The organism is Castellaniella defragrans (assembly GCF_014203015.1).
In the GTDB taxonomy this organism is placed as follows: domain Bacteria; phylum Pseudomonadota; class Gammaproteobacteria; order Burkholderiales; family Burkholderiaceae_B; genus Castellaniella; species Castellaniella defragrans.
Genome location: NZ_JACHIB010000017.1, coordinates 21,701 through 45,856, shown reverse-complemented (window position 1 = coordinate 45,856; position 24,156 = coordinate 21,701). Strand labels below are relative to the sequence as shown.

The window sequence follows — 24,156 nt, the reverse complement described above, 5'->3', positions numbered from 1 at the left end:
CTGGCCCGGCGGCCCGCTTTCGCACGCCATCTTGCGCGAAATCAAGAAAACCCCTGCGCCTCGCAAGGTCCGGCCTTGCGTTTCCCGGCCATCGCCGTACCATCTATTCATACCGGTTCATCCCCGTCCATACCCCGAATCCTGGAGTCCGACCTTCGTCATGGCCGCTTTCAATTCCGAGCAAGTCCTCAGCGTGCGTCACTGGAACGACACGCTGTTCTCCTTCAAGACCACCCGCGATCCCGGCCTGCGCTTCCACAACGGCCATTTCGTGATGCTGGGGCTGGAAGTCGAGGGCAAGCCGCTGATGCGCGCCTACAGCATCGCCAGCGCCAACCACGAGGACAATCTGGAGTTCTTCAGCATCAAGGTCCCCAACGGTCCGCTCACCTCGCGCCTGCAGCACCTCAAGCCGGGCGACATCGTCCTGGTCAGCCGCAAGCCGGTGGGCACGCTGGTGGTCGACGACCTGCGTCCGGGCCGCCACCTGTACCTGTTCGCCACCGGCACGGGGCTGGCGCCGTTCCTCAGCATCATCAAGGACCCGGAGGTCTACGACCGCTTCGAGAAAGTCATCCTGATGCACGGCGTACGCTTCGTCAGCGAGCTGGCCTACTCCGACTACATCCGCCAAGAGCTGCCCCAGGACGAATACCTGGGCGAAATGGTGCGCGAGAAGCTGATCTACTACCCCACCGTGACGCGCGAGCCCTACGAGCACCAGGGCCGGCTGACGACGCTGGTGGAAACCGGCCAGCTGTTCACCGACATCGGCCTGCCGCCGCTGGATCCCGCCGTCGATCGCGCCATGATCTGCGGCAGCCCGGCCATGCTGACCGACATCCGCGCCATGCTGGACGCGCGCGGCTTCGTCGCCTCGCCGGGCGTCGGCGAGCCCGGCGACTACGTCTTCGAGCGCGCCTTCGCCGAAAAGTAGGGCGCGGCACTCACCGCTCGGTTCAGGCGCGGCGCGGGTCCGCATCACCTCGAACAGCGGGTGATGCGGGCTCGCGCCGGCTTTTATTTTTTGCTATTGGTCGGTACACTCTGATAGTCTTTCAACCATCACCGAGTCTCCCACCATGAGCAAGGCAATCATCCACACCGATGCCGCCCCGGCCGCCGTCGGCCCGTATTCCCAGGCGGTCAGCGCACCGGCGGGCAAGCTGGTCTTCCTCTCGGGCCAGATCGGGCTGGAGCCCGGCACGGGCGAGCTGGTATCGGAAAACTTCGAGGGCCAGGTCCGCCAGTCCTTCGCCAACATGCAGGCCGTCATCGAGGCGGCCGGCGGCACGCTGAACGACATCGTCAAGCTCACCCTGTTCCTGACGGATCTCAGCAAGTTCGCCAGCGCCAACGCCATCATGGCGGAAATCATTCCCCAGCCCTATCCGGCGCGCTCGACCCTCGGGGTCGCCAGCCTGCCCAAGGGCGCGCAGTTCGAGGTCGAGGCCGTCCTGGCGCTCTGACGCCCCGCCGCCCGCCGGACCGTACGCCGTGACCTCGGCTGGCAAGCCGCGCCGGGCCGCGCCCGGCGCCCGCAAGACGGCGGGCGTCCCGCAGGCCCGCCTGTTCGAGCGGCTGGGCCTGCGCACCCCGGCCGACTTCGCCACGCACCTGCCGCTGCGCTACGAGGACGAGACCCGCATCACGCCGATCGGCGCGGCGCGCCCCGGCGCCCATGCCCTGTTTGAAGGCGAGATCGTGGACAGCGAAATCCGCTTCGGCCCCCGGCGCGAGCTGCAGGCCACGCTGGCCGACGAGTCCGGCCGCCTGGGCCTGCGCTGGCTGCACGTCTATCCGGGCCAGCAGGCGCGCCTGCACGCCGGACGACGGGTGCGCGCGCGTGGCGAGGTGCGCGCCGGCTACCACGGCCTGGAGATCGTGCATCCCCTGATCACCGAGCCGGGCACCCCGCTGCCCGACACCCTGACGCCGGTCTATCCCACGACCCAGGGCCTGCCGCAGGCCGCCCTGCGCAAGGCCATCGCGCGCGCCCTGGACGAGGCCGACCTGGGCGACACCCTGCCGGCCGCCGTGCGCGAGGCCTACCGGCTGGCCGATTTCGAGCCGTCCCTGCGCCTGCTGCACCATCCGGGGCCGGACATCTCCCTGGAATCGCTGGCCGAACACAACCATCCCGCCTGGCGGCGCATCAAGTTCGACGAGCTGCTGGCGCAGCAGCTCGCCCTGGCCGACGCCCGGGCGGCGCGCCGCGCCCAGGCCGCCCGCAGCCTGAAGGGGGACGGCAGCCTGACGGGCCGCCTGCTCGCCGGCCTGCCGTTCGAGCCCACCGGCGCCCAGACGCGCGCCGTGGCGCAGATCGGCGCCGACCTGGCGCGCACGCACCCCATGCACCGCCTGCTGCAGGGCGACGTGGGCAGCGGCAAGACCCTGGTCGCCGCCTTCGCGGCCGCCCAGGCCATCGAGTCCGGCGCCCAGGTCGCCGTGATGGCGCCGACGGAAATCCTCGCCGAGCAGCTCTGGCGCAAGCTGTCCGAATGGCTGGCGCCGCTGGGCGTGGCGGCGGTCTGGCTCACCGGCAGCCTGCCGGCCGCCGAGCGCCGCCGGGCCCTGCAGGCCATGGCCCGCGGCGAGGCGCGGCTGGCGGTCGGCACCCAGGCGCTGATCCAGGACAAGGTGGAATTCGAGTCGCTGGGGCTGGTGATCAGCGACGAGCAGCATCGCTTCGGGGTGGGGCAGCGCCTGGCGCTGAACCGCAAGGGCGACCAGGCCCGCTACCGCCCCCACCAGCTCAGCATGAGCGCCACGCCGATCCCGCGCACCCTGGCGATGGCCTTTTTCGCCGACATGGACGTCTCGGTGCTGGACGAGCTGCCGCCGGGGCGCGTGCCGGTGCGCACGCGCCTGTTCGACGACCGGCGGCGCGACGAAGTCCTGGCCCGCGTGGGCGAGGTCGTGCGCGCCGGGCGCCAGGCCTACTGGGTCTGTCCGCTGGTCGAGGAAAGCGAGGCCCTGCAGCTGCAGACCGCCGTCGATACCCACGAACTGCTGCGCGCGGCCCTGCCGGACCTGCGCGTCGGCCTGATGCACGGCCGCCTGCCGGCGCGGGAAAAGTCGGAGGTCATGGACGCCTTCCGCGCCGGCGACATCGACCTGCTGGTGTCCACCACCGTCATCGAGGTCGGCGTGGACGTGCCCAACGCCGGCCTGATGGTGATCGAGCATGCCGAGCGCTTCGGCCTGGCGCAGCTGCACCAGCTGCGCGGCCGGGTGGGGCGCGGCGGCGGCGAGGCCACCTGCGTCCTGCTCTACCAGCCGCCGCTGTCGGCCATCGCCCGCGAACGCCTGCGCGCCATGTACGAGACCACCGACGGCTTCGAGATCGCGCGCCGCGACCTGGCCCAGCGCGGCCCCGGGGAGCTCCTGGGCCTGCGCCAGTCGGGCCAGGCCCTGCTGCGTTTCGCCGACCTGGAATCCGACGAGGACCTGCTGGAGCAGGCCCGCGAAGCGGCCGCCTGGCTGTCGGCCGATTTTCCCGAGCACGCCCGCGCCCACCGGCAACGCTGGATGGCGGGCGCCGACCAGTATCTGCGCAGTTGACCCGACCTGGGGGCTTTCACCATGACTCTGACCGAACTGAAATACATCGTCGCCGTGGCGCGGGAGCGCCATTTCGGCCGCGCCGCGGAAGCCTGCTTCGTCAGCCAGCCCACGCTGTCGGTGGCCATCCGCAAGCTGGAGGAAGAACTGGGCGTGGTGCTGTTCGAGCGCGGCGGCGCCGAGGTCGGCATCACCCCCATCGGCCTGCGTGTCGTCGCCCAGGCGCAGAAGGTCCTGGAGGAGGGCGCCAACCTGCGCGAGATCGCCCGCCAGGGGCACGATCCGCTCGAAGGCCCGCTGCGCGTCGGGGTGATCTACACCGTGGGGCCGTACCTGCTGCCCTACCTGGTGCCCGAGCAGATCCGCCGCACCCCGCAGATGCCGCTGCGGCTCCAGGAAAACTACACCACGCGGCTGCTGGAACTGCTGCGCCAGGGCGAGATCGACTGCGCCATCGTCGCCCTGCCGCTGCCCGACACCGGATTGTCGCAGTGCCCGCTGTACGACGAGCCGTTCTACGTCGCCCTGCCGCACGGCCACCCCTGGGCGAAGGAAAAGCAGATCGATTCCAGCCGCCTGAAGGACGAGACCATGCTGCTGCTGGGGGCCGGCCACTGCTTCCGCGACCAGGTGCTGGAAGTGTGCCCGGAACTCTCGCGCTTCTCGGCCTCCAGCGAAGGCATCCAGCGCACCTTCGAGGGGTCATCGCTCGAAACCATCCGCCACATGGTGGCCGCGGGCATCGGCATCACGGTCCTGCCGGCCAGCGCGCTGGGCGTGCGGGGGGCCGAAAGCCGGCTGCTGCGCTTCGTGCCGTTCAAGCCGCCGGCGCCCGACCGCCGCGTGGTGCTGGTCTGGCGCAAGAGCTTCCCGCGCCAGGCGGCCATCGAGGCCCTGATCCAGGCCGTGCGCCACTGCGGCATGCCGGGCGCGACCATGCTCGAAGACCCGGCCCCGCTGGCCGTCGAGGCGGGCTGAGGCCGCGGCGCGCCGGGCGGCGCGGCGATGCCGGGCGCGCGCCGCGCATGCTATTCTGGACCCGTATGACTGACCTTTCAAAGGAGTGTCCCATGGCCAAAGCCGCCAAGAAAACCAGCTCGAAGAAATCCGCCGTCGCGCCCTCCAGCGGCCTGCCGATCGACATCGGCATCTCGGCCCAGGATCGCGCTGCCGTCGTGGCGGAACTCTCCAGGACGCTGGCCGACACGTACACGCTGTACCTGATGACGCACAATTTCCACTGGAACGTGACCGGCCCCATGTTCAGCACCCTGCACCAGCTGTTCATGACCCAGTACACGGAAACCTGGCAGGCGCTGGACGCCATCGCCGAGCGCATCCGCGCCCTCGGCCATTACGCGCCCGGCACCTACGCCGAGTACGCGCGCCTCAGCTCCATCGCCGAGCCCGCCGCCGTGCCGTCGGCCGAAGACATGCTGCGCATGCTGGTCGAAGGCAACGAGGCGGTCGCGCGCACCGCGCGCCGGGCCTTCCAGTGCGCCGACGCCGTCAACGACCAGCCCACGGCCGATCTGCTCACGCAGCGCCTGGACGTGCACGAAAAGAACGCCTGGATGTTGCGCAGCCTGCTGGCCTGACCTCATATCCGCGCGCCGTTTTGCCGCGGTGCGCAACGCGATATCGGGAAAACCCCCGTACGGCGCAATGACCGCTGTACGGGGGTTTCGTGTATTCTTTTCCAGGTCTTTCACAGGAGGTCTTATGAACGTACGCTTTACGCCGATGGCAGCCGCACTGGGCCTGGCCGCCGGCATGATGCTTTCTTCCGTGGCGCATGCCGATACCATCCGCATCGCCATCGCGGGGCCCTTCACCGGGGCGTTGACGCAGTATGGCGACATGGTCAAGGAAGGCGTGGACACGGCGATCGAAACCATCAACGCCGGTGGCGGCGTGCTGGGCAACAAGCTGGAAGCCGTCGTGATCGACGATGGCTGCGAGCCCAAGCAGGGTCCGGTCGTGGCCAACCGCGTCGTCAATGAAAAGATCCACTACGTCGTCGGCCACGTGTGCTCCGGCGCCACCATCGCCGCCACGCCCGTCTACAACAACGAAGGCGTGGTCATGATCTCCCCGTCCGCCACCTCGCCCCTGGTGACCGACGGCAAGAACTACGACATGATCTTCCGCACCATCGGCCGCGACGACCAGCAAGGTCCCGCCGCCGCGGAATTCATCGCCCAGAAGGTCAAGCCCAAGGCCGTCGCCGTGCTGCACGACAAGCAGTCGTACGGCCAGGGCATCGCCACGGCCGTCAAGGCCGACCTCGAAAAGGCCGGCATCAAGGTCGTCCTGTTTGAAGGCATCAACGCCGGCGACAGCGACTACTCCGCCGTGATCACCAAGCTCAAGTCCGCGGGCGCCGACTTCGTCTACTACGGCGGCTACCACCCCGAAATGGGCCTGCTGCTGCGCCAGGGCGCCGAGCAGGGCCTGCAGGCCAAGTTCATGGGTCCCGAAGGCGTGGGCAACCCGGACATCAACGCCATCGCCGGCCCGGCCGTCGAAGGCATGCTGGTGACCCTGCCCGCCGACTTCACCACCGACCCGGCCAACGCGTCCGTGGTCAAGGCCTTCAAGGACAAGAACCGCAACCCGGGCGGCGCCTTCCAGCTCACCGCCTATTCCGCCGTCGAAGCCATCGCCGCCGGCATCAAGGGCGCGGGCAAGGACGACCCGGCCAAGGTCGCCGCCTGGCTGCACGGCAACTCGGTCAAGACCCCGATCGGCGACATCGCCTGGAACAAGCAGGGCGATCTCAAGTCCTTCAAGTTCGACGTCTTCACCTGGCACGCCGACGGCTCCAAGTCCGTCTTCAAGTAAAAGCCGGTCCATGTCCGGGGCGCCGCGCGGCGCCCCGGACGCGGGAAAACGGCGCAGCCCAACCGGGCCGCGCCGTTTTTTCATGGCCGTCCGCGCGGCCATCCCCGGCCGTCCACGCGGCGCCGGCCGGGTTCAGTCCCCGACGCGCTTCCCGGTTTCGGCGTCGAACCAGTGCGCCGGGTGCTCGCCGTCCGGGCCGGCCGTGATCTCGTCGCCGGCGGCCGGAGGCCGCTGCCGGGTTTCGGACACGGCGCAGCGCAGCACCAGCGGCTGCTCGCCCCAGCGTGCGTGGATCAGCTGCTCCGAGCCCAGGATCTCGACCATCTCGACCCGCGCCCGCAGGCCCGGCGCGCCGAGCACCAGGTGCTCCGGGCGCAGCCCCAGGACCAGGGCGCGCGCGGCCGCCGCGGGCGCGGCCAGGGGCAGGGCGGCGCCGTCCGGGCCGGCCACGCGGCCCTGCGCATCCACCTCCACCCGCAGCAGGTTCATGGGCGGCGAGCCGATGAAGCCGGCCACGAAGACGGTGGCGGGGCGCTCGAAGACCTCGGCGGGCGTGCCGATCTGCTCGGGCACGCCCTTGTTCATGACGACCATGCGGTGGGCCAGCGTCATGGCCTCGACCTGGTCGTGGGTGACGTACAGGCTGGTGGTGCCCAGCCGGCGGTGCAGCTTCTGGATTTCCAGGCGCATCTGCACGCGCAGCTTGGCGTCCAGGTTGGACAGGGGCTCGTCGAATAGGAACACGGCCGGCTCGCGCACGATGGCCCGGCCCATGGCCACGCGCTGGCGCTGGCCGCCGGACAGCTGGCGCGGACGCCGGTCCAGCAACTGGTCCAGTTCGAGGATGCGGGCGGCGTCCTCGACGCGGCGGCGGATCTCGTCGCGTGCGAGGCGGCGGATCTTCAGGCCGTAGGCCATGTTGTCGAACACGCTCATGTGGGGATAGAGCGCGTAGTTCTGGAAGACCATGGCGATGTCGCGCTCGGCGGGCTCCAGCGCGTTGACGACCCGGCCGCCGATGGCGATCTCGCCGCCGGTGACGGATTCCAGGCCCGCCACCATGCGCATCAGGGTGGACTTGCCGCAGCCCGACGGCCCGACGATCACGACGAACTCGCCGTCCCGCACCTCCATGTCGATGCCGTGGATGACGGCCACGCCGCCCGGGTAGGTCTTGCGCACGTCGCGGAAGCTGAGGGTTGCCATGGGGAATGCGCCGTCCTTTTTTCCGAAGCTATTTTTCCGAATCGACCAGGCCCTTGACGAACCATTTCTGCATCAGGATGACGATGGCGGCGGGCGGCAGCATGGCCAGCATGGCCGTGGCCATGACCAGGTTCCATTCCGTCACGCTGTCGCCCCCGGCGATCATCCGGCGGATGCCCACCACCACGGGGTACATGTCCTCGTGCGTGGTGATGATCAGCGGCCACAGGTACTGGTTCCAGCCGTAGATGAACTGGATCACGAACAGGGCGGCGATGCTGGTGCGCGACAGCGGCAGCAGGATGTCCTTGAAGAAGCGCATGGGGCCGGCGCCGTCGATGCGCGCGGCCTCGACCAGCTCGTCGGGCACGGTCAGGAAGAACTGCCGGAACAGGAAGGTGGCCGTGGCCGAGGCGATCAGCGGCAGCGTCAGGCCGGCGTAGCTGTTGAGCATGCCCAGGCCGGCGACCACCGCGTAGGTGGGGGCGATGCGCACTTCCACCGGCAGCATCAGGGTGACGAAGATCATCCAGAAGCACAGCATGCGCAGGGGAAAGCGGAAATACACCACGGCGAAGGCCGACAGCATGGAGATGGCGATCTTGCCGATGGCGATCGCCAGGGCCATGAAGGTGCTGATCCACAGCATCCGGCCCACGGGCGGGGTGTTGATCGCGCCGCCCTTGAGCACGGCCCAGTAGTTTTCCAGGAGATGCGGGCCGGGGATCAGGGACATCGGCGCCCGGGCGACCTCCTGGGCGGTCTGGGTGGAGGCCGTGAAGGCCACGTACAGCGGGAAGGCGATCACCGCCACGCCCAGGATCAGCGTGAGGTGCGAGACGATGTCCAGCAGCGGGCGGCGTTCAACCATGGGCGCCTCCGGAAAGGGCGGGACCGGCCGCCGTCGAGGGTGGGCCTTGCATCGGCGGCGCACCCCGCATGAGCAATGCGCTTCGCATCGGCGGTTGACCTCGCATCAGTAGTTCACCTTGCGGTCGACGTAGCGGAACTGCAGCGCCGTCAGGCCGATGACGATCAGCATCAGGATCACGGACTGGGCGGCGGAGGCGCCCAGGTCCAGGCCCTTGAAGCCGGCGTTGTAGACCTTGTAGACCAGGATGTCGGTGGCGTGTCCCGGCCCGCCCTGCGTCACCACGTCGATCACCGCGAAGGTGTCGAAGAAGGCGTAGATGAAGTTGATCACCAGCAGGAAGAAGGTGGTGGGCGAGAGCAGCGGAAAGACGATGGTGAGAAAGCGCCGGACGGGGCCCGCGCCGTCGATGGCGGCGGCCTCGATCAGCGAGCGGGGGATGGACTGCAGGCCGGCCAGGAAGAACAGGAAGTTGTAGGACACCTGCTTCCAGACCGAGGCGAAGACGACCAGCGCCAGGGCGTCGGTGCCGTCCAGGCGCGGGTTCCAGTCGAAGCCGAGCTGCGCCAGGTAGACCGCCAGGATGCCGACCGAGGGCGAGAACAGAAACAGCCACAGCACCCCGGCGACCGCCGCCGCGACCGCGTAGGGCCAGATCAGCAGGGTCTTGTAGATCCCCGCGCCGCGCGCCACGCGGTCGGCCATCACGGCCAGCACGAGCGAGATCGCCAGCCCGCCGAAGGCCACCAGCGCCGAGAACCAGAGCGTGGTGCGAAACGAGTCCAGATAGTCGGCGCTGGCGAACAGCTCGGCGAAGTTGTCCAGGCCGGCGAACTGCGAGGACAGGCCGAAGGGGTCTTCCAGGCGGAAGGACTGCCACAGCGCCTGGCCCGCCGGCCAGAAGAAGAACACCAGCGTGATGGCGAGCTGCGGCGCCAGCAGCAGCCAGGGCAGGCTGCGGTGGCGGAAGACGACCCGTTTCTCCATGAGCGCGGCCGGCCCCGGGCCTACTTGACGCTTTTCTCGAAGCGTTCGAGCAGGGCGTTGCCCTCGGCGGTCATCTTCTTCAGGCCGTCCCCGGGGCTGGTCTTGCCGGCGAAGATCTGCTCCATGGTGCTGTCCTCGATGTCGCGGATCTGCGGCAGGTAGCCCAGCCGGATGCCGCGCGAGTTGGCGGTGGTGGCGGCATCGAGCTGTTTGACCGCAATTTCCGTGCCGGGATTCTTGTCATAGAAGCCGGATTCCTTGGTGGCCTGGTAGCCCGCCTTGGTGACGGGCACGTAGCCGGTGCCCTGGTGCCAGGCGGCGGCCTGCGCGGGGCTGGACAGGAACTTGAAGAACTTGATCACGCCCTTGTAGGCGGCGTCGGACTTGCCGGAGAACACCCACAGCGAGGCGCCGCCGATGATGGAGTTCTGCGGCGCGCCCTGGACGTCGGGGTAGTAGGGCAGGGTGCTGGTGCCGAAGGCGAAGCCGCCGGTCTTGATGATGGAGGCGCGCATGCCGCTGGAGCCTGTGTACATGCCGCACTTGCCCGAGGTGAACAGGGCGTTGCCCGCGTCGCCGCGCCCGCCGTAGGTGAAGGTGCCGGCCTTGGCCATGTCGGCCAGGAAGCCCAGATGCTTGCGGAACAGCGGGCTGTCGAGCTGCAGGCGCGCGTCCAGGCCGCCGAAGCCGTTGTCCTGGCTGGCGTAGGGCACGTTGTGCCAGGCGGCGAAGTTTTCCAGCAGGACCCAGGACGGCCAGGCCGAGGAATAGCCGCATTCCATGCCGGCGGCGCGCAGCTTTTTCGCGGCGTCGGCCACCTCGGGCCAGGTCCTGGGCGGTTTTTCCGGGTCCAGGCCGGCCTTCTGGAAGGCGTCCTTGTTGTAGTACAGCACCGGCGTGGAGCTGTTGAAGGGCATGGACACCAGCTTGCCGTCCGGCGACGAATAGTAGCCGGCCACGGCGCCCAGGAAGGTGGACGGATCGATGGGGTCGCCGACGGCCTCGGACAGCGCCTGGACGGGCTTGATGGCGCCCTTGGCGTACATCATGGTGGCGGTGCCGACCTCGAAGACCTGCAGGATGTCGGGCGCGTTGCCGGCGCGGAAGGCGGCGATCCCGGCGTTCATGGATTCGCCGTAGTTGCCCTTGTAGACGGCGTGCACGACGTAGTCGGACTGGCTGGCGTTGAAGTCCTGGGCGAGCTTGGCCACGCGTTCGCCCAGCGGACCTTCCATCGAGTGCCAGAAGGTGACGTCGGTGGCGGCCTGGGCCGTGCCCGCGCCGGTCAGCAGGGCGGCCAGCGCGGTCGCGCGAAACAAGGAAAAAGACATGGTGGTCTCCTGTGGTTGTGCCCCCGATCCAGCCCGGGTGGCGGCGGGAGGGGATTATAGGAAGCCATTGTGATCAGCTTATGACGGCTTTGGCAATCCCTGATTTCCTTGCTTTTCTTTTCGTTTCTCGCGCGTTTTCTTTCTGATGCCCCGCGCAGGGCTTTCTATGTGATGGCGCTTGTCCGTACAATGCCGGGTCATGAAAACCGAACTTTCTCTCGCCCTCATCGGCGGCGGCAACATGGCCAACGCCCTGGCCAGCGGCCTGATCGGCCGGCGCTGCGCCGCCTCCAGCGTCCACGTCATCGACCCCGGCGAGGCCGTCCGCGCGCGCTGGGACGCGCTGGGCACCACCACGGCGGCGGCGCCCGATGGGCGCCTGTCCGAATGCCGCGTCTGGTTCTTCGCCGTCAAGCCCCAGATCATGGCCGAGGTCGTGCGCCAGTGCCGCCCCTGGCTGCGCCCCGGCACCCTCGTCATCAGCATCGCCGCCGGCATCCCCGGCGAGGCGATCGCCCGCTGGCTGGGTTCCGCTGCCGAGCCCTACGCCCGGGTCGTGCGCTGCATGCCCAACACGCCCGCGCTGATCGCCAGCGGCATGACGGGCATGGCGGCCCTGGACGGCGTGGACGAAGCCGACCGCGCCCTGGCCGAGGAGCTGCTGCGCGCCGTCGGCCAGGTGATCTGGGTGCGCGACGACGCCGCCATCGACGCCGTCACGGCCGTCTCCGGCAGCGGGCCGGCCTACGTCTTCCTGTTCCTCGAAGCCCTGATCGCGGCCGGGGTCGAGCAGGGCCTGACGCCGGAGCAGGCGCGCCAGCTGGCGCTGGGCACCTTCCACGGCGCCACCCAGCTCGCAACGCTGTCGCCGGACTCGCCCGCGGTGCTGCGCGAGCGGGTGACCTCCAGGGGCGGCACCACGGCGGCGGCCCTGGCGGTGTTCCAGGAGCGCGGCCTGTCCGGCATCATGCGCGAGGCGGTCGCGGCCGCCGCCCGCCGGGCGGGCGAACTGGCGCGCGAATTCTCGGGTTGATCCGTCCCCGAATAATCCGGGAAAGCGCATCGTCACGTTCCGTCATAAGGGATTAACCGTAGTGACACCCCCGGGGCGAGCCGTCAGAATACGCGTGCCGCTCAGGGCGGAAGCACAACCAAGGCTTGGCGCTCCTGGCTTCGACCCCGACCGGGTTGCTGAAATTGCCAACGGCGCCTCTACCGGAGACTATCGAATGAAGTTCACACTGCGCATCACCCCCTGCATCCTCGCATTCGGAGCTCTGGCTCTGGCTGCCGGCGCCCATGCCGACACGCTCAAGATCGGCATTCCGCAGCCGATGACGGGCCCCAACACCCAGTACGGCGACCAGATCCAGGCGGGCGCGCTGACGGCCATCGATGCGCTGAACGAAACCGGCGGCATCAAGGGCATGAAGATCGAGCCGCTGCTGATCGACGACGGCTGCGAGCCCAAGCAGGCCGTGCCGGCCGCCAACCGCGTGGTCAACGCCGGCGCCAAGTTCGCCGTGGCCCACGCCTGCTCCGGCACCACGGTGCCCGCGGTCAACGTCTACGAGCAGGAAGGCATCGTCGCCATCACCCCGGGCGCCACGTCCCCGCTGGTCACCGACACCATCAAGCCGCACTTCTTCTTCCGCACCATCGGCCGCGACGACCAGCAGGGTCCCTTCGCCGCCGAATACATCGCCAAGCAGCTCAAGCCGAAAAAGGTCGCCATCCTGCACGACAAGCAGACCTACGGCAACGGCGTGGCCACCCAGGTGCAGAAGGCCCTGGAAAAGGACGGCGTGAACATCGCCATGTTCGAGGGCATCAACGTCGGCGACAGCGACTACTCCGCCGTGATCTCCAAGCTCAAGGCCCTGGGCCCCGACCTGATCTATTTCGGCGGCTACCACCCCGAACTGGGCCTGCTGCTGCGCCAGGCGCGCGAACAGGGTCTGGAAACCCAGTTCATGGGCCCCGAAGGCGTGGCCAACAAGGACCTCGCCGCCATCGCCGGCCCGGCCGTGGACAAGCTGCTGGTGACCCTGCCCGCCGACTTCACCAAGCGCAAGGGCAACGAGCAGATCCTGGAGCAGTTCAAGAAATACCAGCGCAGCCCCGACGGCGCCTTCACCATGACGGCCTACGCGGCGGTCCAGGTGCTGGCCGACAGCATCAACGCCGTCGGCGCCGACCCGGCCAAGGTCGCCGACTACATGCACGGCCACAGCTTCGACACCGCCATCGGCAAGGTCGACTACGATGCGAAGGGCGACCTCAAGCACTTTGAATTCGCGGTCTTCCGCTGGGATGCCAACGGCAACCTGACCCAGATCCAGCCCTGACGGGCTCGGCCGGCCCCGGCGCGCGCCGGGGCCGCTGCGGTTCTTCCGGGCGCCCGCCGCCCGGCCGTCTTCTCGTCTCACTCCCCCGACATTATGTCCGACCTGCTTCCTCTATTGACGCAACAGCTGTTCAACGGCTTGTCGCTGGGCGCCATCTATGCCCTGATCGCCATCGGCTACACCATGGTGTACGGCATCATCGGCATGATCAACTTCGCCCACGGCGAGATCTACATGATCGGCGCCTACGTCGGTCTGGTCACGCTCTCGGCCATCGGCGTGGGCAGCGGCCTGCCGCTGCCCCTGATGGTGCTGATCATGCTGATCATGGCCGTGCTGGTGACCGCGGTCTACGGCTTCGCCGTCGAAAAGATCGCCTACGCGCCGCTGCGCGACAGTCCCCGCCTGGTGCCGCTGATCTCCGCCATCGGCATGTCGATCTTCCTGCAGAACTGGGTGGCCACCGGGCAGGGCGCCCGCGACATGGCCGTGCCGGCGCTGATCACCGGGTCGTTCAACTTCACGGTGGGGGATGGCGACTTCAGCGTGACCGCGCCGTATTCCCGCATCCTGATCATCGTGGTCACCGTGCTGATGATGATCGGCCTGACGCTGTTCATCAAGTATTCGCGCACCGGCCAGGCCTCGCGGGCCTGCTCGCAGGATCTGCGCATGGCCAACCTGCTGGGCATCGACACCGGCCGGATCATTTCCATCACCTTCGTCATCGGCGCCATGCTGGCCGCCGTCGGCGGGGTGCTGATCGCCCTGGCCATCGGCAAGCTGAACCCGTTCATCGGCTTCATCGCCGGCATCAAGGCCTTCACCGCCGCGGTGCTGGGCGGCATCGGCAGCATTCCCGGCGCCATGCTGGGCGGTGTGCTGCTGGGCCTGGCCGAGACCTTCGCCGCCGCCTTCATCTCCTCGCAGTACAAGGACATCGTCGCCTTCCTGCTGCTGGTCTTCATCCTGCTGTTCCGTCCCACGGGGCTGTTGGGCAAACCCGAGGTGGAAAAAGTCTAAATGAATCAGAATCTCAAGAATGCAGCGATCGCCTCGCTGCTGGCGGGGGTGATCATTGCCCCCGTGTATGGCCTGCAGATCCTGCGCCGGGGCCAGGAAACCTATCTGCAGCCCGACTGGAAGATGATCCTCGGCGGCATGCTGGCCGTCTTCGTGGTCCAGATCCTGAACGCCTGGCTGCGCCAGCGCCGGGCGGGCAAGGCCGCGGCGCCCTCGCGGTTCCGCATTCCCGCCATCAGCGACAAGTTCCGCCACCGGGCGATCCTGGTGCTGGTGCTGTTCGCGCTGGCCTGGCCCTTCTTCACCGGGCGCGCCCAGGTGGACATCGCCACGCTCGTGCTGATCTACGTCATGCTCGGCCTGGGGCTGAACATCGTGGTGGGCTTCGCCGGCCTGCTCGACCTGGGCTTCGTCGGCTTCTACGCCACCGGCGCCTACACCTACGCCCTGCTGTACCACTGGGCCGGCTGGGGCTTCTGGGAAGCGCTGCCGTTCGCCGGCCTGGTGTCGGCCTTCTTCGGCTTCATCCTGGGGTTCCCGGTGCTGCGGCTGCGGGGCGACTACCTGGCCATCGTGACGCTGGGCTTCGGCGAGATCATCCGCCTGCTGCTCATCAACCTGACCCAGTTCACCGGCGGCCCGGACGGCATCTCGGGGATCCCCAAGCCGTCCTTCTTCGGCTACCAGATGGTGCGCCGCTCGACGGACGGCACGCCCACCTTCCATGAGCTGATGGGCTGGTCCTTCAACAGCCAGGACGTGGTGATCTACCTGTACCTGATGGCGCTGGTGCTGGTGCTGTTCACCCTGTACTTCACCAGCCGCCTGATCCGCATGCCGATCGGGCGCGCCTGGGAAGCTCTGCGCGAGGACGAGATCGCCTGCCGCTCCCTGGGCCTGAACCCGCGCAACATCAAGCTCTCGGCCTTCACCATGGGCGCCATGTTCGCCGGCTTCGGCGGGGCGTTCTTCGCCGCGCGCCAGGGTCTGGTCAATCCGGAATCCTTCACCTTCATCGAATCGGCGCTGATCCTGGCCATCGTCGTGCTGGGCGGCATGGGCTCCCAGCTCGGGGTCATCCTGGCCGCCGTGCTGCTGACCGTCATCCCCGAGATCGCGCGCGAATTCGCCGAATACCGCATGCTGATCTTCGGCCTGGTCATGGTCGTCATGATGATCTGGCGCCCGCAGGGCCTGCTGCCGGTGAAACGTCCGCAAGTGGAATTGGAATCATGAGTGAAACATTGCTGAAGGTCAGCGGACTGACCATGCGGTTCGGCGGCCTGCTGGCCGTCGACCAGGTCGAATTCGACGTGCGCCGCGACGAGGTCTTCGCCATCATCGGCCCCAACGGCGCCGGCAAGACCACCGTGTTCAACTGCGTGGGCGGCTTCTACAAACCCACCACGGGCGAGATCGTCATGGACGGCAAGGCCATCACCGGCATGCCTAGCCACAAGGTCGCGCGCCACGGCCTGGTGCGCACGTTCCAGAACGTGCGCCTGTTCAAGAACCTCACCGTGCTGGAAAACCTGATGGTGGCGCAGCACACCCTGATGGAAACCGGCCTGCTGCAGGGCCTGTTCAAGCTGCCCTCCTACCGGCATTCCGAGACCGAGGCCAAGAAGCGCGCGGTCCAGTGGCTGGATTTCATGGGCATCCGCCAGTACGCCAACCGCGAGGCCGGCAATCTCGCCTACGGCCACCAGCGACGCCTGGAAATCGCCCGCTGCATGATCACCCAGCCGCGCCTGCTGATGCTCGACGAGCCGGCCGCGGGCCTGAATCCCCAGGAAAAGCGCGACCTGCAATCGCTGATCGACCAGCTGCGGCGCGAATTCGGCGTGGCCGTGCTGCTGATCGAGCACGACATGAGCCTGGTGATGGGCGTGTCCGACCGCATCCTCGTCATGGAGCACGGCAAGCCCATCACCACCGGCCTGCCCGACGAAGTCCGCGCGGATCCCCGCGTCATCAAAGCCTATCTGGGGGAATGACCGTGCTCAAGCTCGAAAACGTCAGCACGTTCTACGGGGCCATCCAGGCCCTGAACGAAGTGTCCGTGGAAGTCAACCAGGGGGAAATCGTCACCCTGATCGGCGCCAACGGCGCCGGCAAGACCACGCTGCTCATGTCGGTCTGCGGCAATCCGCGCGCCCGCTCGGGCAGGATCACCTTCCTGGGCGAGGACATCACCCAGCAGTCCACGCACATCATCATGCAGCGCGGGATCGCCATCTCGCCGGAAGGCCGGCGGGTGTTCCCCGACCTGACGGTGGCGGAAAACCTCAACATGGGGGCGTTCTTCCTCAACCGAGCCCAGACCGAAGAAGGCATGGAACACGTCTTCGACCTGTTCCCGCGCCTGCGCGAGCGCGCCAACCAGCGCGCCGGCACCATGTCCGGCGGCGAGCAGCAGATGCTCGCCATCGGCCGGGCGCTGATGACGCGGCCCAAGCTGCTGCTGCTCGACGAGCCCACCCTGGGCCTGGCGCCGCTGATCATCGCGCAGATCTTCGACATCATCCGCACCATCCGCGAGGAAGGCGTGACGGTGTTCCTGGTCGAGCAGAACGCCAACAAGGCCCTGCAGGTGGCCGACCGGGGCTACGTCCTGGAAACCGGCAAGGTCGTGCTGGCCGACACCGGCGCCAACCTGCTCAGCAACGACGAGGTCCGCAAGGCGTACCTCGGCGCCTGAGCCGGCTGCGGCATCGCGTCGCGGTCCTCCGCGCCCGCGCCGAACGGCGATCGGCCCCGTCTTCCGGCGGGGCCGATTTTCATTGGGCCGATTTTCATTGGCCTGTACACAGGATCGCCCGCAGGGGGCTGTCCCGAGTCAGGCCAATCCCTGATCCTTCAGCGCGGCCTGAACGCCGGCGTCGGCGCGCATGCGGGCCTGGAAGCGGCGCAGCTCGTCCAGGCCGGCGAGCGGAATCTGCTTGGCGTCCGCCCACATCAGCAGCACGAACAGGTAGGCGTCGGCCACCGAGCGCCTGCCGGTCAGCCAGTCGCGGCCGCGCAGGCGCTCGTTGACGATGGCGAACAGGCTCTGCAGCTTCTCGGCCGCCTTGCCGGCCACGACCTGGCCCAGGGCCTCGTCGCCGCCGGTGTAGTAGCCCGGGCCGAAGACCAGGGAAAAGGTCTTGTGCAGGTCGGAATTGCACAGGCCCAGCCAGCGGTGGGTCTCGGCGCGTTCGCGCGGGGTGTCGCCCAGCAGCCGGGCCTCGGGGTTGAGCTCGGCCAGGTAGTTCAGGATGGCGGCGCTCTGCGTCAGGACGAAATCGCCGTCCACCAGGGTCGGGACCGCGCCGGTCGGGTTGAGCGCCAGGTAATCGGCTTCCTTGATCTGCTCGCGGGTCAGGCGGACGGTCTCGTAGGGCTTGCCGATCCATTCGAGCACGATGTGGGTGGCCAGGGGGCAGGCGCCGGGGAAATAGTAGAGTTTCATGGTGTTTGATGTTTCAGGAGCAGGGCGGGTTCGCCTTGCTTTTTATACCACCACGGACGCCGGCGCGGGTTGAAGCATCCCCCCGCCTCACCGCTTGCGAGCGGTTCGGATTCGTCAGGCACCGGGCAGTCCGCGGGGACCGCCCGGTGTCCGGACTCGTCCATGGGGTAGACTACAGGGTTGACGCTGTCTTTCGATGAGGCTTCTTCCATGGACCCCCTGCGCATCGTTTTTCTCGACCGGGATTCCCTGCCGGCGACGGAGAATTTCACCGGCCCGCAGGCGCTCCATGAACTGGTGACGTATCCGCGCACGGCGCCGGCGCAGGTGGCCGAGCGCATCCGCGACGCCGACGTCGTGATCGTCAACAAGGTCGTGCTGGCCGGCGACGCGATCGCCCAGGCGCCGCGCCTGCGCATGATCGCGGTCGCCGCCACCGGCACCGACAACATCGACCTGGACGCCTGCGACCGGCGCGGCATCATCGTGTCCAACGTGCGCGAATACGCCGTGCACGCCGTGCCGGAGCACACCTTCGCCCTGATGCTGGCCCTGCGGCGCAACCTGCTGGCCTACCGCCAGTCGGTGCGCGACGGCCGCTGGCAGGCGAGCGGGCAGTTCTGCTATTTCGACTTCCCCATCCATGACCTGGCCGGCTCGACCCTGGGCATCATCGGCCGGGGCGCCCTGGGCGAGGCCGTGGCCGAGATCGCCCGCGCCTTCGGCATGAAGGTCCAGTTCGCCGCGCGGCGCGACGCCGGCGAGCCCACCAACGACTACACCGATTTCAACCACGTCCTGCGCACCAGCGACGTGATCAGCCTGCATTGCCCGCTCAACGCCCAGACCCGCGGCATGATCGGCGCGGCCGAATTCGCCCTGATGGAACGCAAGCCGCTGCTCATCAACACCGCGCGCGGCGGGCTGGTGGACGAATACGCGCTGGAGCACGCGCTGCGCGCCGGCCAGATCAGCGGCGCGGGCTTCGACGTCTCGTCCCAGGAGCCCCCCGCGCCCGATCATCCCCTGATGCGCCTGCTGGACCTGCCGAATTTCATCCTCACCCCGCACGTGGCCTGGAGCAGCTCCGCGGCCATCCGCACGGTGATCCGCCAGGTGCGCGACAATATCGACGCCTTCCTGCGCGACGACCCGCGCAACGTGGTCGCCGGCTACCGCGCCGCCCGCTGATTTCCCCGACACGCCTCCATGCCCGCCGACCGCCCCGAATCCGCCGCGTCCCGCCCCCTGCGCATCGCCATCAACGGCTACGGCCGCATCGGCCGCTGCGTGCTGCGCGCCCTGGCGGAATCCCCGCGGCACCGCCGCGCCCTGAGCGTCGTGGCGATCAACGAGCCCGCTGACCTGGCCTCCATGGCCTACCTGACCCGCTTCGATTCCACCCACGGGATCTTCCCGGGCGAGGTCCGCGAGATCGACGGCGGGCTGGAGATCGCCGGGCAGGCGATTCCCGTTTCCCACGCGCGGGAGCCGGCCGACGGCCCCTGGCGCCGGCTGGACTTCGACCTGCTGCTGGAATGCTCCGGAGCCTTCGCCACGCGCGCCAGCCTGCAGGCCTTCCTGGATGCGGGCTGCCCGCGGGTGCTGGTCTCGCATCCCGGCAGAAGCGCGGCCGACGTGGACTGCACCATCGTGCACGGCTTCAACGACGCCGACCTGCGGGCCGGCCAGCGCATCGTGTCGGCGGCCTCGTGCACCACCAACGCCGCCGTCCCGGTCCTGGACCTGCTGGAGCGCCGCCTGGGCGTGGACGGCGCCTTCCTCACCACGCTGCATTCGGTGATGAACGACCAGCCCATGATCGACGGCTACCACCACGCCGACCTGCGCCGCACCCGTTCGGCCATGCAGTCCATCGTGCCCGTGTCCACGGGCCTGGCCCAGGGCATCGAGCGCATGCTGCCCGGCCTGGCCGGCCGCGTCCAGGCCAAGGCCGTGCGGGTGCCGATCCTCAACGTCTCGGCCATCGACCTCGCCGTGAACCTGCGCCGGGATACCTCCCCCGAGGCCCTGAACGCGATCTTTTCCGAGGCGGCTCGGGCCCGTCCGGACCTGATCGCCTGCACCGGCCAGCCCCACGCCTCGGTGGACTTCAACCACGATCCGCACTCGGTCATCGTCGATCTGGGCCAGACCCGCGTCAACCAGGGCCGCTTCGCCAACCTGCTGATCTGGTTCGACAACGAATGGGGCTTCGCCCACCGCATGCTCGACGTGGCGCAGGCCTGGGCAGGCCGCTTCCAGGCGGCCGCGCCGGCGCCCGAATCCGCATCCCTTTCCTCATCCCTATCTTCTGGAGTTTGACATCATGGCCGAAAGCCGGACCGAAACCGATTCCATGGGCGCCATCGAGGTGCCCGCCGCGCATTACTGGGGCGCGCAGACGCAGCGCTCCATCCAGAACTTCCCGATCGGCGTGGCCCGGTTCCGCTGGCAGCCCCCGGTGATCCGCGCCCTGGGCGTGCTGAAGAAGGCCGCCGCCCAGGCCAACGCCGAACTCGGCGAACTGCCGGCGGACATCGGCAACCTGATCGTGCGCGCCGCCGACGAGGTCATCGAGGGCAAGCTCGACGCCGAATTCCCGCTGGTGGTGTTCCAGACCGGCTCGGGCACCCAGTCGAACATGAACGCCAACGAGGTCATCTCCAACCGGGCCATCGAACTGGCCGGCGGGCAGGTGGGCTCCAAGGCCCCGGTGCACCCCAACGACCACGTCAACCGCGGCCAGTCCTCCAACGACACCTTCCCCACGGCCATGCACATCGCGGTGGCGGAAGAACTGTCGCGCCACTTCTTCCCGTCCGTCGGGCGCCTGCGCACCACGCTGGACGCCAAGGCCAAGGCCTTCCAGGACATCGTCAAGACCGGCCGCACCCACCTGCAGGACGCCACGCCGATCACGCTGGGCCAGGAAATCAGCGCCTGGGTGGCGCAGATCGACTTCGCCCTGGACGCCGTGCAGGCGGCGCTGCCGGGCATCTACGACCTGGCGATCGGCGGCACGGCCGTGGGCACCGGCCTGAACGCCCACCCGCGCTTCGGCGAGCTGGCCGCCGCCCGCATCGCCGACATCACGGGCCTGCCGTTCCGCAGCGCGGAAAACAAGTTCTTCGCCCTGTCGGCCCACGACGCGCTGGTGAATCTTTCGGCGGCGCTGCGCACCCTGGCCGGCGCGCTGATGAAGATGGCCAACGACGTGCGCTGGCTCGCCAGCGGCCCGCGCTGCGGCATCGGCGAGCTGCTGATCCCGGAAAACGAGCCGGGCTCGTCCATCATGCCGGGCAAGGTCAACCCCACCCAGTGCGAGGCCATGACCATGGTCTGCGCCCAGGTCTACGGCAACGACGCCGCCGTGGCCTTCGCCGGGTCCCAGGGCAACTTCCAGCTGAACGTCTACAAGCCCGTCATGGTGCACAACGTCCTGGAAAGCATCGGCCTGCTGGCCGACGCCTGCCTGTCCTTCGACGAGCACTGCGCCGTGGGCATCGAGCCCAATCTGCCGCGCATCGAGGAAAACCTGAACAAGAACCTGATGCTGGTCACCGCGCTGAACCGCCACATCGGCTACGACAAGGCCGCCGCGATCGCCAAGAAGGCCCACAAGGAGCACAGCACCCTGCGGGAAGCGGCGCTGGCGCTGGGCTTTCTGACCGATGCGCAGTACGATGAATGGATCGTCCCCCTGGACATGACGCATCCGAGCAAGGGGTGAGGCGGGACACGGGACGGTCCCCGCGGACCGTCCCGCGCCTGCGACGCAACAGACGGCCCGCGGCCACGGATGCCTGGCCGCGGGCCCGTGCAAGGCATGCAGCATGAAATCGCCCGTACAGATCAAGCGCGTATACGAAGACCCCGCGGACACCGACGGCCTGCGCGTGTTCATCGACCGGCTCTGGCCGCGCGGCCTGTCCAAGGCCGCGTTCCAGTACGACCTCTGGTGCAAGGATCTGGCGCCCAGCCCGGCGCTGCGCACCTGGTTCGGCCACAAGCCCGAGCACTGGGACGGCTTCCGCCGCGACTACGCCGCCGAATTGAAGGACGAGCAGGCGCAGGCCCGCATGGGCGAGGTCTTCGAGGCCGCCGGGGGCCGGCGCATCACCCTGGTGTTCGGCGCCAAGGATCCCGAACACAACCACGCGCTGGTCCTGGCCGACGCGATGAACGACTACGCCAGGCGCCACCGCATCGCCTGAACGCATCCCCGGCGCCCGGCGCGGGTGTCCCTGGCGCGCGGCTGCGCCGCGGCGGGCCCGGCCGGATCGGATCGAACCGGACCGGTGTTCGCCCGGCGGGACCGGGCCGGGCGCCTCAACTTTCTCGGAAAAGGACATGCTGCTGGTCTATTTCGGTTCTCAGTCGGTCTGGGCCCTTTCGCTGCTGGGGCTGATCCTGCTGCTGGCCGCGGTCATCGCCATCCAGGCGCACCGCGGGCGGGCGCGGGGCGGCAACGAAGAGCTGCCCGGCATGATTGGCGAAGTCACCCAGGCATCCGACTTGCGGGGCAGGGCGCGCGCCCTGGTGCGCGGCGAGATCTGGCAGGTGCATGCGGATGCGCCGCTGCGGCCCGGCCAGACCGTGCGGGTCCGGGCCGAGCGCGGCCTGATGCTGGAAGTCGAACCCGTCCCCGAGAGGGACGTCTCTCTGGGAGAACCCTCATGATGTTCCTCGAACTGGATACGGGCCTCGGCCTGCTGGTGCTCGTCTTCCTGGTGGTCGTGCTGTTCAAGCTGTTCCGCATCCTGCGCGAGTACGAGCGTGCCGTGATCTTCACGCTGGGCCGCTACACCAGCAGCAAGGGGCCGGGGCTGATCATCGTGATTCCCTTCCTGCAGCAGGCGGTGCGCGTGGACATGCGCGTGGTGACGCTGGACATCCCGCCACAGGACGTGATTTCCCGCGACAACGTGTCGGTGCAGGTGAACGCCGTGCTGTATTTCCGGGTGGTGGATCCCGCCAAGGCCATCATCCAGGTCGAACACTACCTGGAAGCCACCAGCCAGCTGGCGCAGACCACGCTGCGGGCGGTGCTGGGCAAGCACGAGCTGGACGAGATGCTGGCCGAGCGCGAAAAACTGAACCTGGACATCCAGACCATCCTGGACGCCCAGACCGACGGCTGGGGCATCAAGGTCACCAACGTCGAGATCAAGGACATCGGCCTGAACGAGACCATGGTGCGGGCCATGGCGCGCCAGGCCGAGGCCGAGCGCGACCGCCGCGCCAAGGTCATCCACGCCGAAGGCGAGCGCCAGGCGGCCCAGGCGCTGGCCGACGCGGCCCATACGCTGGCCCGCGAACCCTCCGCCATGCAGCTGCGCTACCTGGAGACCCTGTCCCAGGTGGCGGGCGACAAATCCTCCACCCTGGTGTTCCCGATTCCCATCGACCTGCTGGCCGGGTTCATGGGGCCATCGCGTCCGCCTCGGCCAGAAGCTGACCGATGACGGCGCCCGTGCGCAGGTCGTCCAGCCGGCCGAAATGATGCAGGCGCACGCCGCCGCGCGCATCCAGGATCACCAGGGACGGCGTGCCCTGCAGGCCCCAGGCCTGCATGGTCAGGGGGATCGGATTGCCGGACGGGGCGGGGCGGTCGATGCCCACGGGGAAGCGGATGCGGTATTCGTGCAGGAAGGCCCGCAACGCGACTTCGCCCATGGCGGCGTGGTGCTCGAAGACCGTATGCAGTCCGATCACCTGGACGCGCCCGGGCGGAAAGGACTCGTGGATCGCCTTGGCCTGCGGCAGGCCGTGGGAGACGCAGCCCGGGCACAGCATCTGGAAGGCGTGCACCACCACCACCGACCCGCGCAGCGACTCCAGCGTCGGCGGGGCGTCGTGGACGTTCAGCCAGGTCTCGATGTCCCAGGGGGGCGGCAGCGCGCCGTTGATCATGATGAGGCTCCGCGCAGAGGTCTGTGGCTCCATGATAGGACGGGCGCCCGCCGGCGAAAAGCCGCCGCGCGCGAAAACCTATAAATCGTAGTGGTAATCTTCCGCCCGCCCGCCGCCCGTGGTGTAATGAGGCGGTTCCGCCGCCATTTCGCCGGCGGCGGGTGATGCAGGGCGCTCGTGGGGCGCCCATCGGAAACTTCCCTGTCTGACGGAGATTCACACATGAAACTGTCCGCTCTCGCCCTGAGCCTTTCCCTGCTGGTCGTGGGCCAGGTCGCCCACGCCGCGCCGGATTTCGCCCAGGTCAAGGACATCCTGACCAAGAACGCCTGTCTGGCCTGCCACGCGGTCGACAAGAAGGTCATCGGGCCGGCGTACGAAGAAGTCGCTGCCAAGCACAAGGGCCAGGCGGACGCCGCCGAAGTCCTGACCAAGCACATCAAGGGCGGCAGCTCGGGTGTCTACGGTCCGATCCCGATGCCGCCCAATGTCGGCATTTCCGATGCCGACATCAAGACGGTGGTCGACTGGCTGGTGGCGGGCGCCCCGCACTGATCGTCCGGTCCTCGCGGGGCCCCGGCCTGGCGGCCATCGCCGGGCCGGACGGCCCCGGGC

General features: G+C 68.6%; 25 protein-coding genes. 19 read left to right on the top strand and 6 right to left on the bottom strand.

Translation table 11 applies throughout. From position 1 onward, the window contains the following. The first annotated feature begins 160 nt into the window (after positions 1 to 160). From HNR28_RS14105 to HNR28_RS14080, 6 genes are all read left to right on the top strand, one after another. Positions 161 to 937: a ferredoxin--NADP reductase gene (locus HNR28_RS14105; protein WP_151025385.1), complete on the top strand. Its 777-nt coding sequence runs from the start codon at positions 161 to 163 to the stop codon at positions 935 to 937. Positions 938 to 1,082: 145 nt separating this feature from the next. After that, complete coding sequence (locus HNR28_RS14100; protein WP_043682667.1) at positions 1,083 to 1,469, top strand: Rid family detoxifying hydrolase; 387 nt, start codon at positions 1,083 to 1,085, stop codon at positions 1,467 to 1,469. 28 nt (positions 1,470 to 1,497) lie between these two features. Beyond that, positions 1,498 to 3,564, top strand: a complete 2,067-nt coding sequence (gene recG / locus HNR28_RS14095; RefSeq protein WP_151025386.1) for an ATP-dependent DNA helicase RecG — start codon at positions 1,498 to 1,500, stop codon at positions 3,562 to 3,564. A 21-nt stretch (positions 3,565 to 3,585) separates the two neighbouring features. Next, positions 3,586 to 4,542: a LysR substrate-binding domain-containing protein gene (locus tag HNR28_RS14090; RefSeq protein ID WP_151025387.1), complete on the top strand. Its 957-nt coding sequence runs from the start codon at positions 3,586 to 3,588 to the stop codon at positions 4,540 to 4,542. A 92-nt stretch (positions 4,543 to 4,634) separates the two neighbouring features. Beyond that, entirely contained in the window at positions 4,635 to 5,162 is a 528-nt protein-coding gene (locus HNR28_RS14085) for a Dps family protein (RefSeq protein ID WP_043682663.1), read from the top strand. Positions 5,163 to 5,286: 124 nt separating this feature from the next. Beyond that, complete coding sequence (locus HNR28_RS14080; protein WP_043682660.1) at positions 5,287 to 6,408, top strand: branched-chain amino acid ABC transporter substrate-binding protein; 1,122 nt, start codon at positions 5,287 to 5,289, stop codon at positions 6,406 to 6,408. Between the two features lie 132 nt (positions 6,409 to 6,540). Here the strand turns inward: HNR28_RS14080 and HNR28_RS14075 are convergent, their stop codons facing one another. The 4 genes from HNR28_RS14075 to ugpB form a co-directional block, all read right to left on the bottom strand. Continuing rightward, positions 6,541 to 7,614, bottom strand: coding sequence for a sn-glycerol-3-phosphate import ATP-binding protein UgpC (locus tag HNR28_RS14075; protein ID WP_184142974.1), 1,074 nt, complete (start codon positions 7,612 to 7,614; stop codon positions 6,541 to 6,543). Positions 7,615 to 7,642: 28 nt separating this feature from the next. Next, positions 7,643 to 8,485, bottom strand: a complete 843-nt coding sequence (gene ugpE / locus HNR28_RS14070) for a sn-glycerol-3-phosphate ABC transporter permease UgpE (RefSeq protein ID WP_151024223.1) — start codon at positions 8,483 to 8,485, stop codon at positions 7,643 to 7,645. 105 nt (positions 8,486 to 8,590) lie between these two features. Beyond that, complete coding sequence (gene ugpA, locus HNR28_RS14065; RefSeq protein WP_043682652.1) at positions 8,591 to 9,472, bottom strand: sn-glycerol-3-phosphate ABC transporter permease UgpA; 882 nt, start codon at positions 9,470 to 9,472, stop codon at positions 8,591 to 8,593. A 20-nt stretch (positions 9,473 to 9,492) separates the two neighbouring features. Further along, positions 9,493 to 10,803: a sn-glycerol-3-phosphate ABC transporter substrate-binding protein UgpB gene (gene ugpB, locus HNR28_RS14060; protein WP_043682649.1), complete on the bottom strand. Its 1,311-nt coding sequence runs from the start codon at positions 10,801 to 10,803 to the stop codon at positions 9,493 to 9,495. A gap of 199 nt (positions 10,804 to 11,002) precedes the next feature. Between ugpB and proC the strand changes: the two genes are divergently transcribed. The 6 genes from proC (at position 11,003) to HNR28_RS14030 (ending at position 16,875) form a co-directional block, all read left to right on the top strand. Continuing rightward, the gene (gene proC, locus HNR28_RS14055) at positions 11,003 to 11,836 is read left to right on the top strand and encodes a pyrroline-5-carboxylate reductase (RefSeq protein ID WP_151024224.1); all 834 of its coding nucleotides are present in this window, start codon (positions 11,003 to 11,005) and stop codon (positions 11,834 to 11,836) included. Between the two features lie 196 nt (positions 11,837 to 12,032). Further along, positions 12,033 to 13,151, top strand: coding sequence for a high-affinity branched-chain amino acid ABC transporter substrate-binding protein (locus HNR28_RS14050; protein ID WP_043682644.1), 1,119 nt, complete (start codon positions 12,033 to 12,035; stop codon positions 13,149 to 13,151). A 93-nt stretch (positions 13,152 to 13,244) separates the two neighbouring features. Next, complete coding sequence (gene livH, locus HNR28_RS14045; protein WP_043682642.1) at positions 13,245 to 14,174, top strand: high-affinity branched-chain amino acid ABC transporter permease LivH; 930 nt, start codon at positions 13,245 to 13,247, stop codon at positions 14,172 to 14,174. Then, positions 14,175 to 15,410, top strand: a complete 1,236-nt coding sequence (locus HNR28_RS14040) for a high-affinity branched-chain amino acid ABC transporter permease LivM (protein WP_043682640.1) — start codon at positions 14,175 to 14,177, stop codon at positions 15,408 to 15,410. It begins immediately after the preceding gene. Beyond that, positions 15,407 to 16,171 carry a high-affinity branched-chain amino acid ABC transporter ATP-binding protein LivG gene (gene livG, locus HNR28_RS14035; protein WP_043682637.1) on the top strand — a complete coding sequence of 255 codons (765 nt, stop codon included), beginning with the start codon at positions 15,407 to 15,409 and terminating at the stop codon, positions 16,169 to 16,171. The genes HNR28_RS14040 and livG overlap by 4 nt, the downstream gene beginning before the upstream one ends. A gap of 2 nt (positions 16,172 to 16,173) precedes the next feature. Continuing rightward, positions 16,174 to 16,875: an ABC transporter ATP-binding protein gene (locus HNR28_RS14030; RefSeq protein ID WP_043686770.1), complete on the top strand. Its 702-nt coding sequence runs from the start codon at positions 16,174 to 16,176 to the stop codon at positions 16,873 to 16,875. 138 nt (positions 16,876 to 17,013) lie between these two features. On the opposite strand, the gene HNR28_RS14025 is transcribed toward HNR28_RS14030, so the two are convergent. After that, positions 17,014 to 17,625: a glutathione S-transferase family protein gene (locus HNR28_RS14025; protein WP_043682633.1), complete on the bottom strand. Its 612-nt coding sequence runs from the start codon at positions 17,623 to 17,625 to the stop codon at positions 17,014 to 17,016. 210 nt (positions 17,626 to 17,835) lie between these two features. Here HNR28_RS14025 and HNR28_RS14020 point away from each other — a divergent pair, with 210 nt between their 5' ends. The 6 genes from HNR28_RS14020 to HNR28_RS13995 all read left to right on the top strand — a co-directional run bounded on the left by HNR28_RS14020 (position 17,836) and on the right by HNR28_RS13995 (position 23,093). Continuing rightward, entirely contained in the window at positions 17,836 to 18,816 is a 981-nt protein-coding gene (locus HNR28_RS14020; protein ID WP_043682630.1) for a D-2-hydroxyacid dehydrogenase, read from the top strand. An 18-nt stretch (positions 18,817 to 18,834) separates the two neighbouring features. Then, positions 18,835 to 19,950, top strand: coding sequence for a type I glyceraldehyde-3-phosphate dehydrogenase (locus HNR28_RS14015; RefSeq protein WP_043682627.1), 1,116 nt, complete (start codon positions 18,835 to 18,837; stop codon positions 19,948 to 19,950). 4 nt (positions 19,951 to 19,954) lie between these two features. Next, a complete protein-coding gene (fumC, locus tag HNR28_RS14010; RefSeq protein ID WP_151024225.1) occupies positions 19,955 to 21,358 on the top strand; it encodes a class II fumarate hydratase in 1,404 nt (467 codons plus the stop codon). 103 nt (positions 21,359 to 21,461) lie between these two features. Next, positions 21,462 to 21,842, top strand: coding sequence for a DUF488 domain-containing protein (locus HNR28_RS14005; protein ID WP_043682624.1), 381 nt, complete (start codon positions 21,462 to 21,464; stop codon positions 21,840 to 21,842). A gap of 136 nt (positions 21,843 to 21,978) precedes the next feature. Further along, entirely contained in the window at positions 21,979 to 22,308 is a 330-nt protein-coding gene (locus HNR28_RS14000) for an NfeD family protein (RefSeq protein ID WP_052355770.1), read from the top strand. Further along, the gene (locus HNR28_RS13995) at positions 22,305 to 23,093 is read left to right on the top strand and encodes a slipin family protein (protein WP_409360336.1); all 789 of its coding nucleotides are present in this window, start codon (positions 22,305 to 22,307) and stop codon (positions 23,091 to 23,093) included. The genes HNR28_RS14000 and HNR28_RS13995 overlap by 4 nt, the downstream gene beginning before the upstream one ends. Here the strand turns inward: HNR28_RS13995 and HNR28_RS13990 are convergent. Beyond that, positions 23,050 to 23,541 (bottom strand): thioredoxin domain-containing protein, encoded by a 492-nt coding sequence (locus HNR28_RS13990; protein ID WP_043682622.1) that lies wholly within the window; start codon positions 23,539 to 23,541, stop codon positions 23,050 to 23,052. The genes HNR28_RS13995 and HNR28_RS13990 overlap by 44 nt on opposite strands. Positions 23,542 to 23,763: 222 nt before the next feature. Here HNR28_RS13990 and HNR28_RS13985 point away from each other — a divergent pair, with 222 nt between their 5' ends. Continuing rightward, the gene (locus HNR28_RS13985) at positions 23,764 to 24,096 is read left to right on the top strand and encodes a c-type cytochrome (RefSeq protein ID WP_151024226.1); all 333 of its coding nucleotides are present in this window, start codon (positions 23,764 to 23,766) and stop codon (positions 24,094 to 24,096) included. Positions 24,097 to 24,156 lie beyond the last annotated feature (60 nt).